This is a genomic window from Mesorhizobium sp. B2-1-8, from assembly GCF_006442545.2.
Taxonomy (GTDB): Bacteria; Pseudomonadota; Alphaproteobacteria; order Rhizobiales; family Rhizobiaceae; genus Mesorhizobium.
Genome location: NZ_CP083952.1, coordinates 5,068,114 through 5,084,807, shown reverse-complemented (window position 1 = coordinate 5,084,807; position 16,694 = coordinate 5,068,114). Strand labels below are relative to the sequence as shown.

Annotated in this window: 14 protein-coding genes and 1 pseudogene; 10 read left to right on the top strand and 5 right to left on the bottom strand. The window is 60.0% G+C overall.

The window, feature by feature from the left end:
- Positions 1-221: 221 nt before the first annotated feature.
- On the bottom strand, positions 222-521 hold the full coding sequence (locus FJ970_RS25065; RefSeq protein ID WP_140764496.1) for a DUF1236 domain-containing protein: 300 nt from the start codon (positions 519-521) through the stop codon (positions 222-224).
- Between the two features lie 953 nt (positions 522-1,474).
- Here FJ970_RS25065 and FJ970_RS25060 point away from each other — a divergent pair.
- A complete protein-coding gene (locus FJ970_RS25060; protein WP_227791904.1) occupies positions 1,475-1,636 on the top strand; it encodes a hypothetical protein in 162 nt (53 codons plus the stop codon).
- A gap of 353 nt (positions 1,637-1,989) precedes the next feature.
- On the opposite strand, the pseudogene FJ970_RS25055 reads toward FJ970_RS25060, so the two are convergent.
- A pseudogene (locus FJ970_RS25055) lies at positions 1,990-2,136 on the bottom strand (endonuclease/exonuclease/phosphatase family protein); the annotation flags it as partial.
- A gap of 135 nt (positions 2,137-2,271) precedes the next feature.
- Here FJ970_RS25055 and FJ970_RS25050 point away from each other — a divergent pair.
- Complete coding sequence (locus FJ970_RS25050) at positions 2,272-2,703, top strand: FAD-dependent oxidoreductase (protein WP_224597684.1); 432 nt, start codon at positions 2,272-2,274, stop codon at positions 2,701-2,703.
- 222 nt (positions 2,704-2,925) lie between these two features.
- Entirely contained in the window at positions 2,926-3,489 is a 564-nt protein-coding gene (locus FJ970_RS25045; RefSeq protein WP_411908752.1) for a DUF1003 domain-containing protein, read from the top strand.
- Positions 3,490-4,515: 1,026 nt separating this feature from the next.
- On the opposite strand, the gene FJ970_RS25040 is transcribed toward FJ970_RS25045, so the two are convergent.
- The 3 genes from FJ970_RS25040 to FJ970_RS25030 all read right to left on the bottom strand — a co-directional run bounded on the left by FJ970_RS25040 (position 4,516) and on the right by FJ970_RS25030 (position 5,878).
- The gene (locus FJ970_RS25040) at positions 4,516-4,770 is read right to left on the bottom strand and encodes a hypothetical protein (RefSeq protein ID WP_140764493.1); all 255 of its coding nucleotides are present in this window, start codon (positions 4,768-4,770) and stop codon (positions 4,516-4,518) included.
- Between the two features lie 118 nt (positions 4,771-4,888).
- Positions 4,889-5,125, bottom strand: a complete 237-nt coding sequence (locus FJ970_RS25035) for a DUF6894 family protein (protein ID WP_140764490.1) — start codon at positions 5,123-5,125, stop codon at positions 4,889-4,891.
- A gap of 18 nt (positions 5,126-5,143) precedes the next feature.
- On the bottom strand, positions 5,144-5,878 hold the full coding sequence (locus FJ970_RS25030; RefSeq protein ID WP_140764551.1) for a Crp/Fnr family transcriptional regulator: 735 nt from the start codon (positions 5,876-5,878) through the stop codon (positions 5,144-5,146).
- A 241-nt stretch (positions 5,879-6,119) separates the two neighbouring features.
- On the opposite strand from FJ970_RS25030, the gene FJ970_RS25025 reads away from it, so the two are divergent.
- From FJ970_RS25025 to cyoD, 7 genes are all read left to right on the top strand, one after another.
- Positions 6,120-9,479, top strand: a complete 3,360-nt coding sequence (locus tag FJ970_RS25025) for a DEAD/DEAH box helicase (RefSeq protein WP_181178800.1) — start codon at positions 6,120-6,122, stop codon at positions 9,477-9,479.
- A gap of 299 nt (positions 9,480-9,778) precedes the next feature.
- Positions 9,779-10,234, top strand: a complete 456-nt coding sequence (locus FJ970_RS25020; RefSeq protein WP_140764484.1) for a hypothetical protein — start codon at positions 9,779-9,781, stop codon at positions 10,232-10,234.
- Between the two features lie 9 nt (positions 10,235-10,243).
- Positions 10,244-12,340, top strand: a complete 2,097-nt coding sequence (locus tag FJ970_RS25015; RefSeq protein WP_140764481.1) for a pyrroloquinoline quinone-dependent dehydrogenase — start codon at positions 10,244-10,246, stop codon at positions 12,338-12,340.
- A gap of 225 nt (positions 12,341-12,565) precedes the next feature.
- A complete protein-coding gene (cyoA, locus tag FJ970_RS25010) occupies positions 12,566-13,525 on the top strand; it encodes a ubiquinol oxidase subunit II (protein ID WP_224597697.1) in 960 nt (319 codons plus the stop codon).
- Positions 13,515-15,518, top strand: a complete 2,004-nt coding sequence (gene cyoB / locus FJ970_RS25005; RefSeq protein WP_140764478.1) for a cytochrome o ubiquinol oxidase subunit I — start codon at positions 13,515-13,517, stop codon at positions 15,516-15,518. Before cyoA ends, cyoB begins: the two co-directional genes overlap by 11 nt.
- Complete coding sequence (locus FJ970_RS25000) at positions 15,515-16,222, top strand: cytochrome (ubi)quinol oxidase subunit III (RefSeq protein ID WP_140764475.1); 708 nt, start codon at positions 15,515-15,517, stop codon at positions 16,220-16,222. The genes cyoB and FJ970_RS25000 overlap by 4 nt, the downstream gene beginning before the upstream one ends.
- The gene (gene cyoD, locus FJ970_RS24995) at positions 16,219-16,683 is read left to right on the top strand and encodes a cytochrome o ubiquinol oxidase subunit IV (protein ID WP_140764472.1); all 465 of its coding nucleotides are present in this window, start codon (positions 16,219-16,221) and stop codon (positions 16,681-16,683) included. Before FJ970_RS25000 ends, cyoD begins: the two co-directional genes overlap by 4 nt.
- Positions 16,684-16,694: the final 11 nt, after the last annotated feature.

Genomic DNA, 16,694 nt, shown 5'->3' with positions numbered 1-16,694 from the left:
CTTTGATCATCCTGGAACCTCGGCCAAACGCACCTTCAATTGCGGCGAGCTTTTGAAGTTTTAATTTCTCCTCTACGTCTGCGCTTCTTGCAACCCGACTTAGAGGTCGGTCACCTGTTTTGCACGGTATGCGACGTTGACCGGTTCGATATGACGATCATCATTTCTGAATCGGGCACAGCCCGTCGCCTCATTCAGCGACGGGCCTACCAGAACTTTCATTAGTTATAGATCTTGATGATCTTCCGGGTGCTCGGCTCCACGAGGACTGTCCGGTTGTGGACCACGACATAGCGATACTTGACGTTGGGAACCTCGCGAAGCTCGACGGTGTCGGGAAGCGCGGCGCCAATGTTGAGTTCGACGCCGGGGACTTCCACGGAAGCGAGGGGCTGCTTGTGCACGTACTCCTGAATGACCGTGTCCTGTTCAGGGGCGATAACGACGTCCTGGGCTGCAGCCACGCCGACACCGGCAAGGAGCAGAAACGAGGCGGCGGCAGCGGTGAAATGCATTCTCATGTGAAAGCCTTCCTGTGAGCTTGGGCACAATCGCCCTGGGTCGAACGTGTGCGAATCCGAAACGTTCCAAGCCCACACTTTAGGCCTGATTCCATCCCGGACTTTGGGCTTGGAATGATGCTGCAAAGGTCTGCGTTCAGCAAAACCAGGGAACCGCCATATGACTGGGGGCGTTGACAGTCGCAATTGGGGAGGAAGCTCATGGAAAAAAGTATTGGCCAGGCACGCTGGTTGCTGGCACCCGTATTCGCGATGGCGATTACTTTCCTGGCGGTCGGCATAGCCCTTGTTTGACGGGGCCACGAGATCTGCGCAGCCATGTCCCTTCCTGCGCGGATAGGACTCGCCCGCTGCTCGCAAGTGTAGCGAGCGAGCCCTAGAAGAGGCGCCAAGGATTCTTTACACATCGTTAACATAGGTAATTCGGCTTTAGCAGGCCTTGGGTGTTTCTTCAGGAAGATGGGGAAGAGGTGGGGCGCATTGGGAGCGCGAAATGATAGCCTACATTGGCCGAGCCGGAAGAAGCTTCGAGGCTGCAATGATCCTGATCATGGCCGTAGCAGCAATCGGAATCGTCGTAGTCCTCACCACGGGAATTCTCTGAAAACATCAGAGATCACGGCCGCTTTGTTTGCCGATGGCGGCCTCGTCGAATCTGTTTTCGACAGGTCGCTCCAGAAGGTGGCCCGCCAGCGTTTTTGTGTCTACAAGCGACGCCTTCCTCAACTCGTCTCGTTGTGCTTGGTGGGCTCTTGGACCCGGAAAACCGCTCCGTGTGGTTGGGCGCGGCAGGGGATGAGCGAGAGCCTGAATCCTTTGTGCGCAAACTTCGCGCGGTACATCAAAGGTTAGCGACACATTGTGCGCTGTGTCGCATAAGTGTGAGGTCAGCGGCATGTAACGGGCCCCGCTGCTTGGGAGATCACGCGCTCTCGCTCGTTTGGAGATGTTTGATGCTTGACCGCACAATTCGCACGGACACCCTCTACCCGAACGACCTGGATACGCTCCGTGCGGTCTTCGACACGATGTGCCAGGAGTTTGCCATTCTGCCGGACGCCTCGGCGGCCCATTCCATCGCGAGAGAACTGATCAGGCTTTCCAGAATGGCATGACGGATTCGGCCATGCTGATGATTGCCGTGCGCGCGCGTTGTCAGGGCGACTGGAAAATGGAAGGCAGCAACGCAGCCTGACTTCCGACGGTCAGGTGCGCACGGTCTGGCCCCCAGAGAGGCGAAGCGTTCAGCCAGGAAGCCATGCTTGCGGAGATGTAGATGGCGCGGGCCCGACCAGTTGGGTGACGAAAATCTACGACGAGGCGACTTATCTCGTTGTCACACCTGGATTTCGATCTGGTCGCCGCTTCAGGGGAATCGGAACGGTCCAAAGGAGCGACGAACGTACGTCATGAGGTCCGGCTCGAGCCCGGATTTCTTAAGTCACCGGGGCGAGTCGAGCTCGCCGTTCCTGATGGCATCGGCTGGAAATCTTTCGTCCGATGTCTTTAATTCCTGAAGACAAACGATGTCGTAGTGCGTTTCGCTCAGCCATTTGAGCAGAACCGGCAATCGACCGTTGACGCCGTTCACGTTCAAGGTCGCGACTCGGGTCATCAGAAGCTTTAAGGCGACCTGTTCATAAATGGCGCTCTCCGTTGGCGAGTTCGGCAATCCCGTGTTGCGCGGCCTCAGATCCTCATTCATTGCCTGCAGCCCGTCCGTGGCGGCTGAAGGCATGGTGACAGTGCCTTGCAAGAGGCCATTTTCCTCAGTCGATTCACACCACATGTCGCGATGCTGGCGACCCACGCATCGGACTTTTCAACCAGCACGCGTCGTGCGGCCGGCGAAAGAGGAATAGCCATCCATCACACTCTCGACAGGTACAGCCCGGCTGCTGACGGTTGTGCGGCGATTTTGAAAGGTGGAGCGATATGCCGCTTCGATGCAGTTTTCGCGGCATTGGGGTGCAAGGTGCGCTCCCAACTCGCCCTTGCTGTCGGCGCGAGATGTCGCGAGGAGGGCTACGTCACCGTCGATGAGCACCAGCGGACTTCCGTCGACGGCATGTACGCCATCGGTGATGTTGTAAAAGCGCTGAACCAGATAGCCGTCGCCTTTGGACAGGCTGCGATCGCTGCGTCACATGTCCATAGAGAGCTTACCCTCCCTGCCGTTTGAGCGGTATCAAGCATTGTCTTTGTCTGGGGAACAAGCTGTCATCCCGAAGGTTGGGCACGGCGGGCACCGAGCAAGACAGTTCCTCGCAGGCACTGACATGGCGTTCGACGGAGATGGACCGAAGCTCTCGACCGTGCTGCTTCTTGCCGCATTGGCGGCACTTGCCGGATCAATCACGTTCGCGCCAAACGGGCGCTTGCCGGCCGGGCGGACGGGTGTGTGATGGAGATTGACGGCCTGCAGCCGGACTTTGACATGACCGACCAACCTCCAGCCGACATGCAGTCGGTGCTTCACCAGAACATACAGGCGCTGGTCGACGACAGGCGACAACAGGAGGAGCACGAAGACGTTCAGGTGCGAATTGCAGGCGCCATTTCGCGCTTCGCGGGAAGCATGACCTTTGTCTATTTGCACCTTGCAATTCTTGTCGTCTGGATTGTAGCGAACCTTGGCGCGATTCCCGCCGTCCCAGCTTGGGATCCGACTTTCGTAATCCTGGCCATGGCCGCCTCGGTCGAGGCAATCTTCCTGTCCACTTTCGTGCTCATCAATCAGAACAGAATGTCTGAACACAGCGAACGCCGAGCGGAGCTGGACCTGCAGATCAGCCTTCTCAACGAGCATGAAACCACCCGGCTCATCGAAATGGTGGCTGCGTTGACGGAGCGTCTTAAGGTTTCGACACCCGCCGACGAGGAGCTGCCGCAACTGGCCGAGAATGTCGATCCCCGGCAGGTGATGACGCAAATCCAGCAAGCTTCCGGAGATCAGGAGGAACCTTGAGCGAAAACGACAATGCCCGGGTCGGGTGGGGCGCCGCAGAGACTGATCCAACGAGAGCTCACCGCGAGGAACATTCGCTGCAGTTCAAGGTTCGGTTGCAGGCCTGCAATCCTCCATCATTGTCTGGGCCTTGAGGCTGACAAAGCAGCTTCAGCCCGCCTCGGCCTTGCCCGAGGCGGGCTTTCGTGGCTCCGTCGCGAACCTGCGGCGGGTAAGGCTTCGAATTCAGCTAACAAAAGACCGATGCGTGTCAGATGGAACCAAGTTGACGCCGAAGTCGTGGTCGTGCGACTTGGGGAAATCCCGATGAGCGATGGCGCTGTTCTGATCGTCGAAGATGGGACGATGATCCTGCTCGACCTCGGGTCAGCTTTGGAGAACCTGGCTTCCAGGTCGACAGCGAAAAAGCGGCCGAGGCGCTGGCTGCATTCGGCCTAATCCCAAGAGGTTCGAGGCCGTGCTCACCGACATCCGCTTCGGGGTGGAGGTCGCTCGGCATTATGGAGGTCCAACTCGACAATGCCAGGATCAGTGGGGACAGCGCGGTTTTTCTCAATTTGTAAAGGCGCACCAAGGTCTGGAACCTCACACCCCGGGATCGGACCTTGGCTCTGACTGTTCACTAAGCGGCTTACTCCGGTCGATTTGGCTTTGTGCTTCGTTCTACGAAGACGTGAGGAACATTCTTTGCCGTCCAGCGTTAGGGCGCGCGCCGGACAATGCTTGTTGTACAATCCTTGTTCTCCGGCATCAGAGGCTGGTATCAACAGCTTCAGGCCGCCTCGGCCCCGTCCGAAGCGGATGGCGCGGGAGTTGAGATGCGATGCATAGAGATGCCTTCACCCCAACAGAACTTGCCGTACTGAGCCGCGTCCTTGCACGCAGCAATCTCAAAAACGAGACCGAAACCGAGCGAGAACAGCGCGCATCGCATCCTGGCTTATTATCAAGCCGGGATCACGGACGAGAACGAACTTGAACAGCTTTCCCGACAACCCCTGGGAAGGTGAGGACTAGTCTCCGTCTTCAGAGCTTCCGCCTCGTGACCGTCCTGGAAAGTACACGTCGCGATAGAGTGCCAGTTGGATTTGTCTTCCAGCAGGCAAGCTCGTCGAGCTTTCGGTCGAGTTCGTCAAGCCGTGAGCGATGCTCGCGGGGCATGTCCGCATCAGTCGGCAGATCCAGCAACTGGCGAAGCTGGCGACGGCTGGCGTCCGACGAAATCCACTGACGTATAAGACGGGCTATTGCCTTCTGTTGCGGCTTGCCGATTTCTTCCATGTTGGAACCCGAGCTTGTCCGTGGGTTCGAACTTGGCGGGCCGCTGATGGTTCCCTTTCATGCATACAAACAGTAGCGGTTGAGCAACTGCGGCGCGGTGCGGACATCGGGTTTGAATTCATCTCATCAATCTGATCTCAAGTGAGAGGCTCAACCGCAGAATCTTGTCGCCATTTTCGTCACGCACCTCGACAAACAATTGCTCTCCGTCGACGCTTTTCAATGCATCTCTCGTCAGATCGACAAGGCCCTCGAATCCGACGCGGCGGATCTCTTCGATGCCACCGCATTCGACACCTATCTCATCCTGCAAGACTATATCGCGATCGCCGCTGTCGAAGAAAAAACGTGCCATCGAGAGCTTCCGTCACAACTAAGCTGCGGGGTTCTTTTGGTGCAGGTAGGTCGTGTCGAAATCTCCTGCATGGGTGAGGCCGGGCCAGTCGGTTGCATGCACTCGCGACCCCGTGGTGGCGATGAGGCCTTCACGTCGTAATTCCTGAAGCGTTCGGTTGACGTGAACCGTTGACAACCCCAATGCATCGCCAAGGGCTGCCTGGGTGATGGGAATATCCGCAACGTGATCCTGAATGCGTCCGACCGATCGCAAGCGAAAGATGAGTTCGCACAGAATGTGAGCCATGCGGGGATAAGCCTCCCGTCTCCCTACATTGGTAACCCACTCCCTGTATATTGCGGCGTCGATCAGCGTCGACCGCCAGAAAGCGGTAGCGATGCGAGGGTGCTGGTCGCAAAGGTTGCGTAGAACGTCGTGTCGCATGAAGCCCATTCGGGCTGGCGTCAGGGTCGAGAAATTGCAATCCATGACAGACAGATGCAGCCCGTGCAGATCCGGAATGTCCCCGGCGACGAAGAAAGATGTGATCTGTCGCTTTCCATCGCCGGTGTATTTGGTGGAGCCGACCAAACCATCCAGAACCACAAACGAGTAAACGGGATGGTCGCCCTCCCGCACCAGGTCGTAATTGGCCGAAAAATCCTTCTCCTGGATCGGTATGCTTTTCAAAATCGCAATTTCAGCCTCTCGAATCTCCGAGATGGTCTGAAGCTTGCGGACAAGTACATCCGAGGATGAAGTGGGAGACAAAATGGCCACCTAGCTGATTTTGCCTACCGAACTTTTATCCATGCCAAAAGTTCCGGATAGCGGTGAAGGCTTCCGAGCCGGCTACCGTCGCGTGGGGTCCCAGTTCTGCGCTTCCACTTAGGATCTGTTTGACGGAACGCGATCAATCGTACGCGCCTCCACTGCCTGGCCCCTTCAATGCGCACCACAGGAACAGGGTTGCTCCGCTGACGTTCACCACTGGGTGCAAGGTGAGGTTTCAGTGAACAGACCGATTTCGCGGACGGAAACTATCGAGGAGGCCGATCATCCGTCGAATGACAGAAAACGTCCGGGAGAACAGGGCGTCCCGCCTTCTGCGGCAATTGCGGCGGCGCTGGCCGACTCGCTGGAGGAGGGTCCGAACAAACATCTGGTCCATATCACCGCCTCGGAACGCAGCGCCGAAGAAATCGCCGGGGCTTTGCATCAGTTTCTGCCGAGCGCGGACATCATCTTCCTGCCCTCATGGGACTGTCTGCCTTACGACAGGGTGTGGCCGACACGCGCCAATATGGGGCGGAGGCTTTGCGCGCTCCGTGAGATCGCAAGCGAGCCCAAACGTGCGCGCGTCGTGGTTCTGTCGATCGAGACCACTCTGCAGCGAGTGCCCCCCGCACCAGTCATCGCCAGCGGCTTCACAATCCTGGAGCCCGGACAAAGGTTCGACCCGGATGATTTCCGAACGAGAGCCGAGGCGGTCGGATACGGTGTCGACGAGAGAGTCGATGAACCGGGAGAGATAGCCTTTCGGGGCGACCTCATGGATATTTTTCCCGCCGGCGCCGATCACCCCGTTCGCGTCGTCCTCGGTCCGGATAGCCGCATCCGAGAACTCAGGACATACGACCCGATCAGCCAGCTTAGCGAACGACCGCGTGAGTCGATCACGGTTGGACCGGCGTCCGAACTGATTTTTGAAGCGGGGAACCATCCCGAGTTGGCGGCCATGCGCGCGACGTCGATGGAAGATCGCCTTGTCGCCTTGTATGTCGGTATGCCATCAGTATTGGATCTGGCATCCAGCGCCTGTGTCTCCTTGCCAGAAGGTCTCGAGGGCCCGCCGCTCGATCGGTTCCTGGACCTGATCGAAGACGCACGTCGTGCCAGGCGAGAGGTTACCGGGCCAGAAAAGCCCCTGCCGGCACAGTTTTACCTGTCGCGTGGGGAATGGGACGCCGTAGTTCGAAAACACTGCAGAACAAATGCTACTGTTTCGGCCACCCGAGTTGCCAAATTCTATCAGCAAGCGCGATCCCGGGATCAATTCGCCGAGTTCGTCGAAAGGCAGACAAGGTCGGGCGTCAGCGTGGTGTTCACGGGAGAGGCCCCTGAACTGCACCGAGCGGATCGTCTGCTCGATCGGAAGCTTGGCCGGCGCATGGAAGCGGCGGCGGACTGGCCGCAAATCCGTTCGGCCGAAAGCGGCTCTCTTCTCAAGGCTGAATTCGTCATCGACGACGGGTTTGTCGACGAGCAATCCTGTGTCGCGGTGGTGACGGCGACCGACCTATTTGGTCCTGCCTTGAAGGCAAACGGCAGCGCGGCCAGCCTGCTCGAACCCGAGTTGCGCATTGGCGATGTCGTCGTCCATGAGGACCATGGCCTGGCCGTGCTCGTGGCGGTCGAACAGGTCGACTTGGCCGGGCAACAACAGGATGTCGTCAGGCTGGAATACGATGGCGGAGCTTCCTTGCTGGTTCCGGTCGATGAGTTTGGGCTTATATGGCGCTACGGGTCGGAGCCCGGTGCGGTGCCGCTCGATCGCTTGAACAGCGACGGGTGGCTCAGCCGACGCAAGGCTGCGTTGCGCGAGATCGACAGGCTAGCCAGGGGCCTGGTGGGCCTTGCCAAGGCCAGGTCCAGCCAGCCAGCCGAGATCATAAAACCTTCCCGCCAGGACCTGGCCCGGTTTGCGGCGAAATTTCCCTATACGGAGACTCCCGACCAGGCTGCCGCCATCCACGACGTGCTCGACGACCTGTCGTCTGGGAGAACAATGAACCGGCTTGTCTGCGGCGATGTCGGTTTCGGCAAGACTGAAGTGGCCCTGCGTGCCTGCGCCGCCGCAGCCCTCTGTGGGAAACAGGTTGCGGTAATAGCGCCGACAACGGTCTTGGCACGGCAGCACTACGAGACGTTCAGCCGCCGATTTGCGGGAACTGGCCTCGAGGTCGCCCACCTTTCAAGAATGATCGGAGTGGCGGAGGCGAGAACGGTCAAGGAGCGGCTGCGGAGCGGCCAGCTCGCCGTGGTTGTGGGTACGCAAGCCCTGGCTGCCAAGAGCGTCATCTTCGCCAATCTGGGACTGCTGGTGATCGACGAGGAGCACCGGTTCGGCGTCAAGTTGAAGCAGGCGCTGCGGAACATGGCGCCCCGCCTTCATACGCTGAGCATGAGCGCCACCCCGATACCGCGGACGCTAAAATCGGCGATGTCGGGTGTCCAGGAGGTCAGCGTCCTCAACTCTCCGCCCGCCAAAAGACGCCCCGTCCGCACGATCCTGGCGCCCTTCGATCCAGCTTCGGCTAGAGCCGCCCTTTTGCGCGAATTTCGCCGGGGCGGACAGAGCTTCCTAGTGGTTCCGCGCATCGAAGACATCGATCCGGTTCGCCAGCAGCTAAACAGACTGGTGCCGGAACTCGCGGTCAAGACGGCGCATGGCGCAATGAAAGGGAGACGGCTAGACGAAATCATGGTGGGATTCGCTGACGGTGACGGCGACGTCCTGTTGAGCACAGACATCATCGAGAGCGGCCTCGACGTACCGCGGGCCAACACCATCCTGATCTGGCGGGCGGACAGATTCGGTCTGGCACAGTTGCACCAGCTTCGCGGCCGAGTCGGAAGGGGAGCGGTGCAGGCCATTGCCTTTCTTCTGACCGAGCCTGGCGTCGAACTGGCCGAAGGCACAAGAGCTCGACTTTCGACCATGATTGCGCTCGATCGGCTTGGCTCCGGCCTCGCGATCAGTCAAAGAGACCTCGACCTGCGCGGGGCAGGAGACCTCTTCGGCGAAGATCAAGCCGGGCACATGAAGCTGATCGGAGCGGGCCTTTATCAGCATTTTCTGGAGCGGGCTGTCTCGCTGGCTGGAGGTGGGGCCAATCCCGACAAGCAGCTTGCCGACATCAACGGCCCCGGCAATGGGGCCTTTCCCGCAAGCTACGTCAGCGAGCCCACGGTGCGTGTCGGCCTTTATGCGAGGCTGTCTCACATGACTTCGGAGACGGACCTCGACGCATTCGGCGAAGAGCTTGAGGATCGCTTTGGAGAGATTCCCGGCGAAGTCGCGGATTTTCTGGAACTCACCAGGTTGCGCATAGTCGCGGCGGAACTGGGCGTCAGCAAGATCGATGTGGGGCCCGAAGCCATCGCGATCACCTTCCGTAAGAAACCGGTGGCATCCGAATGGCGCTTCAAGAACGCACAGGGCTTCGAGTTCCGCAACGGTCGCTTGATTTTCAGGCCATCGATCCCGCCTCGCGGTTCAGATATCGATGCGGTCCGCGCGGTGCTCGGCGCCTTGCGTGCCAGGGCCGCCAGCCGACTATCCAGGCGCGATCGGTTCCCGGGCGACTAAGGCCGAGGCAGGGACTGTCGACCAAGGGAAACATCGATGGATAACGAAGGCGCGTCCGGTCTCCACGGTGATAACCCGATCGCCGTTACCGATCGCGCTATGCCTGATGTAAAGGAATTGGCTGCGATAGCCTTCCAACGGACGCGAATGCCGATGGCGGTAACTGAAGCCACCCAGAAAAATCTTCCTATCGGAATTGCTCGCCTATGTGCCCGCCCTCGGTGCGGCGCGGGCCGCCCAGCGCTGAGGCCTACGCACAGCCGCGCGCTTCCGCCGCTCACCAAATCTTGAAGCCGCGGTTGGAACAGACCGTCCGGCTTCAGGTTAGCAAACTTGCCTCGCCGCAGGCGCAAGACGCCCGCGGGCGGCTATCCCAAGACCTCGCAGGAATGATCATGAAGACCCATCAACTGCCGCACGTCACCGCTAGTGGGCCGCTCGTCATCATCACGGCGGCGGTGCTGGCGTCCGCGATCGCCTTCTATTACTTCGCGGCCCCGTTGACCGGGGTAACCGGATCCGCCGGAGCCATGCTCGTGCTCATCGCCAGCTTGGCGCTTGCGCTGGACGGCCTCGTCTTGCGCTTCAGAAATAGCGGGCCCGTTTTCATCCTGGCCTGGATCTTGGGCCTTCTGGGAGCGCTCGGCACATTCACTGCCGCCGTCTTTCTCCACGCTTGGTGGCTCGTGGCGGTCGTTGCCGTTGTGCTGGCCGGACTGTTGATCACGCTAGGTTTCCGCCAGACCAAGACTTAGGACACAACCATGAGAACTGCTGTCTTCCGCTCGGCCCTGAGCTTTGCCGTCTTTCTGTTGCTGGCGTTTGGCCTTCATCCCGTCTCTGCCCAAAATGACAACAATTCACCCGAGTCACAACCGGGCGGCATACCGGATGCCGCTAAACAGCCGAAAGAGACGAGCGGGGGCAGCAATCCTTCGGCCGTGGATGCAGGATCGCCGAAGGAGGCGGCAACAGCCCCGCTGCCTGCGCCCAAGCCAATTCCGCTGATCCCGCCTGGACCGACCTGGAACAGCTTTCACGGCCAACTCAACGGCCAAAAGTATTCGCCGCTCACCCAGATCACCGTGCGAAACGTCGGCTCGCTGCGTAAGGTATGGGAGGTGCATACCGGCGATATGTCGGATGGCTCAGGCGCATTGCCGGCGTCCGTCTGGTCCGCAACCCCCATTTTCGCCAATGATACGCTTTATATCGGGACCCCCTTCTACGGGGTGCTGGCGCTCGATCCCGGCACAGGGGCGATCAAGTGGAAGTTCGAGTCCAAAACCACCTTGAAAGCCTTGACACAGCCGGCTCTCAAGAACCGAGGCGTCGCTTACTGGGAGAGCAAGAAGCCCATTGCGGGCGAGGGCTGTCAGAAGATCGTGTATCTCGGCACCATGGACGCGCACCTCTTCGCGCTGGACGCCGATACCGGACAGCTCTGCAAGAAATTCGGCTCGGCTGGCGTGCTGGACGTGAACCAGTGGAACGATGTCAATGCCAAGTTTCCGCTGTCGCTCTTGCAGCCGCCGACCGTGGCGGGCAATCATGTCATCATCGGCTGGGCCGGCAAGGATTGGGCCTATGCCGAGGCGCCACCCGGCACGGTGTTCTCGCTGGATCCGCAGACGGGCGCGCGACAGTGGTCGTTTTCGGCGCTGCCGTCGCGGATCGCCAGACGCACCGGCACCGCCAATGTCTGGACGGCAATGTCCGTGGACGAAGGGCTTGGGCTTTTGTACCTGCCAGTCTCCAGCCCGTCGCCGAACTATTGGGGCGGCAACCGTACCGACCCGATACCGCTTGCAACGTCCACCACCGCCCTGGACCTGGAATCCGGCAAGGTCGTCTGGTCGCGACAGTGGGTTCATCACGACATCTGGGATTACGACATCAATTCGGCGCCCACGCTCATGGACATCACTGTTGCGGGCAAACAGATTCCCGCCCTGATGCAGGCGACGAAGATGGGCTTTCTGTTCGTGGTCGACCGGCGCACCGGAAAAGACGTCTGGCCGATCGAGGAGCGCCCCGTGCCTGCCGGAGACGGTGCCGTGCAAAGGGAGGTCTACGCCCCCACCCAGCCATTTCCGACCAAACCCGCGCCGCTGCTGGACCAGTCCAGAAAGCCACCAATCTGGCGAATAGCTGATGTCGTCGGCCTGGGCGAGTGCAGCCGGTTATGGGACAGCCTTTCGTACCGTGGCATGTACAGCCCGCCCACCCTCAAAGGCGACGGCGTGCTGGCTTACCCGGATTCGGCGGGCGGAGTGCAATGGGGTGGGGTCGCATTCGATCCTAACACCCAAACTGCGGTGGTCAATTTCTCGCACGTCGTCCAATCCATAAAGCTCTATCCCCGCGCCGAATACGAGCGGCTTGCTGGCAATTCCGGCAATGAGCAGGGCTACTATCCACAGGAGGGCGCACCGTACGGCATGTCACTGCGAAACGCTCTCAATTGGCTTGGCATGCCCTGCTGGGCGCCGCCCTTTGGAGAAATCGCGGCCATCGACATGACCACCGGCGACATCAAGTGGCGCCGGCCGATGGGGGCGTCGCAAAAGTGGGGCTTCTATATGCCCGAAGACCTCGGCTCCGTGACGATTGGCGGCCCCGCGGTGACGGCAAGTGGTCTGATCTTCATCGGCGCTTCCATGGACGCCAAGGTACGCGCCTATTCGCTCGCCAGTGGCAAGGAACTGTGGTCCGACATCGTCCAGGCGCCCGCCGTGGCCAATCCGGCCGTGTATGAATATCACGGCCGCGAATACGTCGTGTTCGTTGCCGGCGGCAACACCATTCTGAAGCACCAGGTCGGTGATCAGGTTGCCGCTTACGCTCTCCCGGGGCCGTAGCCACGAAATGCCGGTTTTGTCGGGACCGTTGGCAAGCCCATGTTGGGGGCGCTGCAGCGCTGTGATGGTGTCGCGGATTCAACATCGGCCACGCCGGGAGGCCGTGAAGGGTTGGTTCGAATGAGAGCTGGGAACCGCCAAAGCGCAGGGATGGCGCTGTGCAGGGCGCGCAGGGGCGAGGTCGAAGGACGCGCCTGGGAAACGTGCGATTGCCACCAAGCCGCCATGGCGCGCATCTCGCGAGCCGTCCCCACCTTGTTGGGCATGTCGGCGATTTTGACCGGGTGTTCGGGAGGGGTGTTGGACCCGCAGGGACCAATCGCGGCCGGCAACGCCAAGATCCTGCTCAACTCCCTGGCCATCATGCTGGTAATCGTGATCCCGACATTGGTTGCTTTGCTTTTTTTCGCCTGGAAATACCGAGCCTCGAACAGCCAAGCCCGCTACGATCCCGAGTTTGTCTACTCCGGTCGCATAGAGCTGATCGTCTGGGGTATTCCAACCTTGACGATCCTCTTCCTGGGGGGGCTTATCTACTACGGATCACAGCACCTCGATCCGCGCACGCCGATAGCCTCCGATAAGCCGCAGCTCAACGTCCAGGTCGTGGCGCTCGACTGGAAATGGCTCTTCATCTATCCCGACCAGCAAGTCGCCACCGTCAACAATCTGGTCATCCCGGCTGGTGTGCCCGTGCATTTCACATTGACTTCCGCCAGCGTCATGAACGCGTTCTTCATACCCCAGCTCGGCAGCATGATCTACGTCATGAATGGCATGCGGACGGAGCTGCACCTGCAGGCAGACCATGTGGGCACCTACTATGGGCAGTCGGCGCATTTCAGCGGCGACGGCTTCTCGGACATGCATTTCCTGGTGCATGCGGTTCCCGCGCGGGAATATGGCGCGTTCCTGTCCGGCCTGAAGGCTGATACCGGCGTCTTGAACGCGGACCTCTACCGCAAGCTGGCGCAACAAGGCTCCGAAGTGCCGGCGTCCGTGTTTGGTCATGCACAACAAGGCTTGTTTGATGCCATCGTGCGCCAGGCGCTGCCCCCGGGCCCCGGTCGGGCCAAGAACCAGTCCGGCGGCGAGCCGGCCATCAGGCCCAAGGCAGCGCCGTCGCCCACCGGTTCGGCAAGCCCAACACCGCAGGAACGAGAGGAGGCGAACGATGCTCGGTAAGCTCGACTGGTCGGCCATTCCGTTTGACCAGCCGATCCCACTTGGAGCGGCGTTGATCGTGTTTATTGCCGGCCTCGCCGTGCTGGGCTGGATCTCGCTCAAGGGATACTGGCCTTATTTGTGGCATGACTGGATAACGTCGGTCGATCACAAGCGCATCGGTGTCATGTACATCGTGCTTGCCATGCTGATGTTGCTGCGTGGCTTCGTTGACGCAATCATGATGCGTACTCAGCAGCTGTTTGCGATTCACGGACCCGGTTACCTGCCGCCCGAGCACTTCAATCAGATATTCTCGGCCCACGGGACCATCATGATCTTCTTCGCCTCGATGCCGTTCATGATCGGACTGATGAACTTCGTTGTGCCGCTGCAACTGGGAATACGTGATGTGGCCTTCCCCACCCTCAACTCGGTCAGTTTCTGGCTGACGGCGACGGGCGCCCTCCTGGTCAACATGTCCCTGGTCGTCGGCGAGTTCGCGCGTACCGGCTGGCTGCCCTATGCGCCACTTTCCGAGCTCGCATATTCGCCCGGGGTCGGTGTGGACTACTATCTGTGGGCGATCCAAATATCCGGCGTCGGGACCCTTTTGACCGGCGTGAACCTGGTTACCACCATCTTGAAAATGCGTGCCCCGGGCATGGGCTATCTGCGCATGCCAATGTTCTGCTGGACATCGCTGGCCGCCAATCTCCTGATCGTGGCTGCCTTCCCGATCCTTGCCGCAACGCTGGCGATGCTGACGCTCGACCGTTACCTCGGCTTTCATTTCTTCACCAACGAAGCCGGTGGGAACCAGATGATGTTCGTCAATCTCATCTGGGCCTGGGGCCACCCGGAAGTGTATATCCTGGTGCTTCCCGCCTTCGGTGTGTTCTCCGAAATCTTCTCCACGTTTTCGTCGAAGCCGCTGTTCGGCTACCGCTCGATGGTGACGGCGACGATGTTCATCTGTCTCGTGTCTTTCATGGTCTGGCTGCACCACTTCTTCACCATGGGCGCGGGCGCAAATGTAAATACGGCCTTCGGCATCGCCACCTCGGTGATCGCTGTCGGGACGGGGGTGAAGATCTACAACTGGCTCTTCACCATGTATGGCGGGAAGATCCGCTTCGACACCCCAATGCTTTGGGCGCTTGGCTTCGTCACCACATTCACCATCGGCGGAATGACCGGCGTTCTGCTTGCCGTCCCGCCAGCCGACTTTGTCCTTCACAACTCGCTCTTCCTGGTGGCGCATTTCCACAACGTGATTATCTCAGGCGTTCTCTTCGGCGCGTTCGCCGGCTTCACCTTCTGGTTTCCAAAGGCGTTCGGCTTTCGCCTTCACGAGGGCTGGGGCAAGGCGGCTTTCTGGTTCACGCTGCTCGGCTTCATCCTCGTCTTCGCACCGCTTTACGTGGTGGGTCTGCAGGGCATGACGCGCCGGTTGCAGCATATCGAGGTGGACGCCTGGGTACCGTGGATCGTCATCGCGGCGGCCGGTGTCGCGGTGATGCTTGTTGGAGCGGCGTGCCAGATCGCTCAGCTCTTACTGTCGATCAGGGACCGTGACCAGCTTCGCGACGACACGGGCGACCCTTGGGACGGGCGCTCGCTGGAGTGGTCCACACCGTCGCCTCCGCCTCCATTCAACTTTGCGCACCAGCCGCATGTTGAAAACCAGGAGCCCTATTGGAGCATGAAACAACACGCGATCGAAGGCCAAGATCCAAAGACGGACAGGCAGTACGAGCCGATCGACATGCCCAAGAACAGCCCGACGGGTTTCGTGTCAGCCTTCTTCGCGACGATCATTGGGTTCGCACTCATCTGGCACATATGGTGGCTGTCAATCCTCGGGTTCCTCGGCGCCTATGCCACATTTGTCGTGTTCGCCTGGCGCGACCAGGCCGAGATCGTGATCCCGGCCGAGGAGGTCGAACGGATCGACCGCGATCGCACGGCCGCGCAAATCGCCAGGCTGCGGCGCAGGGAACAACTGACATGAGTGACCACTTCGACACGATGCCCAGCGACATCGCCGCTGGAAGTGCCAGACGCGATCCCTACGTGCTGGGCCGTTCGAGCGGGCAGGGAGAAGGGCGCTCACGACACCAGGGTGCCACCGGACACGGCGAGGGCGGTCCCGCCTCGAAATTTGTAACCGTCACCTACGGATTTTGGATCTTTCTCCTGTCCGATATCATTATGTTCTCGGCGTTTTTCGCTTCGTACGCGGTGCTAGCGAATGCAACCGATAACGGGCCGACCGGCAAACAGCTGTTCGACCTCACACGCGTTGCCATTCAGACCGGACTTCTGTTGACCTCGACCTTCACCGCAGGCTTGGCCTCCCTGGCGGTCGAAAGACGTTCGATGATCCGCACACAGGCGTGGCTCCTGGTCACCGGCGTGCTTGGCGCGTTGTTCCTGCTCCTCGAGGGACAGGAATTCATCACCATGATCGGGGAGGGTGCCGGTCCCGCCCGAAGTGCGTTCCTGTCGGCCTTCTTCGCATTGGTCGGCTGCCATGGCGTCCATGTGGGGCTTGGGATCCTGTGGCTTGGAACCATGATGGCCCAGCTTTGGGTGAAGGGCTTTCGGGTCGAGATCTTACGCAGGCTCCACTGCTTCAGCCTTTTCTGGCATGCCCTCGACATTATCTGGGTCGCCATTTTCAGCCTGGTTTATCTGCTGGGAGCATCACAATGACAGACGAGACCGTCTCATCCGACGCCTCCAGGGACACCCGCGATACCGCCCCCGGTGAGGAGACGATCGCGCGCAACGAGCCCGCGGCTGGACTGCCGGGATATCTACTCGGCTATGGCCTCGCGGCCTTGTTGACTGTGGGGTCCTTCATCGCCGCCAGGACGGAGTTGATCTACCAGCCCGCGGTGATTTCCGCGCTGGTCGTGCTGGCCCTTGCACAGATTGGCGTGCATCTGGTTTTCTTCCTGCATCTGACGAGCGGACCAGACAACACAAACAACATTCTGGCCCTCGCCTTCGGAGTGTTGATCGTCGCGCTGATAGTGCTCGGTTCCATCTGGATCATGGGACATCTCGACCAGAACATGGCGCCGATGAAGTCGCAACAGCTTGCCTTACTACCCCTTTGTTCTGCCGTACGCCTTCGGCTGGCGTCGGCCATGGCCCGTCCGGCGGGCTGATAAGAGCAAGA

Bases quoted from the DNA above. Each gene is read 5' to 3' on its own strand.
- FJ970_RS25065 (WP_140764496.1), bottom strand. From the start codon at position 521: ATGAGAATGCATTTCACCGCTGCCGCCGCCTCGTTTCTGCTCCTTGCC.
- FJ970_RS25060 (WP_227791904.1), top strand. From the start codon at position 1,475: ATGCTTGACCGCACAATTCGCACGGACACCCTCTACCCGAACGACCTG.
- FJ970_RS25045 (WP_411908752.1), top strand. From the start codon at position 2,926: ATGGAGATTGACGGCCTGCAGCCGGACTTTGACATGACCGACCAACCT.
- FJ970_RS25040 (WP_140764493.1), bottom strand. From the start codon at position 4,770: ATGGAAGAAATCGGCAAGCCGCAACAGAAGGCAATAGCCCGTCTTATA.
- FJ970_RS25035 (WP_140764490.1), bottom strand. From the start codon at position 5,125: ATGGCACGTTTTTTCTTCGACAGCGGCGATCGCGATATAGTCTTGCAG.
- FJ970_RS25015 (WP_140764481.1), top strand. From the start codon at position 10,244: ATGAGAACTGCTGTCTTCCGCTCGGCCCTGAGCTTTGCCGTCTTTCTG.
- cyoA (WP_224597697.1), top strand. From the start codon at position 12,566: ATGGCGCGCATCTCGCGAGCCGTCCCCACCTTGTTGGGCATGTCGGCG.
- cyoB (WP_140764478.1), top strand. From the start codon at position 13,515: ATGCTCGGTAAGCTCGACTGGTCGGCCATTCCGTTTGACCAGCCGATC.
- FJ970_RS25000 (WP_140764475.1), top strand. From the start codon at position 15,515: ATGAGTGACCACTTCGACACGATGCCCAGCGACATCGCCGCTGGAAGT.
- cyoD (WP_140764472.1), top strand. From the start codon at position 16,219: ATGACAGACGAGACCGTCTCATCCGACGCCTCCAGGGACACCCGCGAT.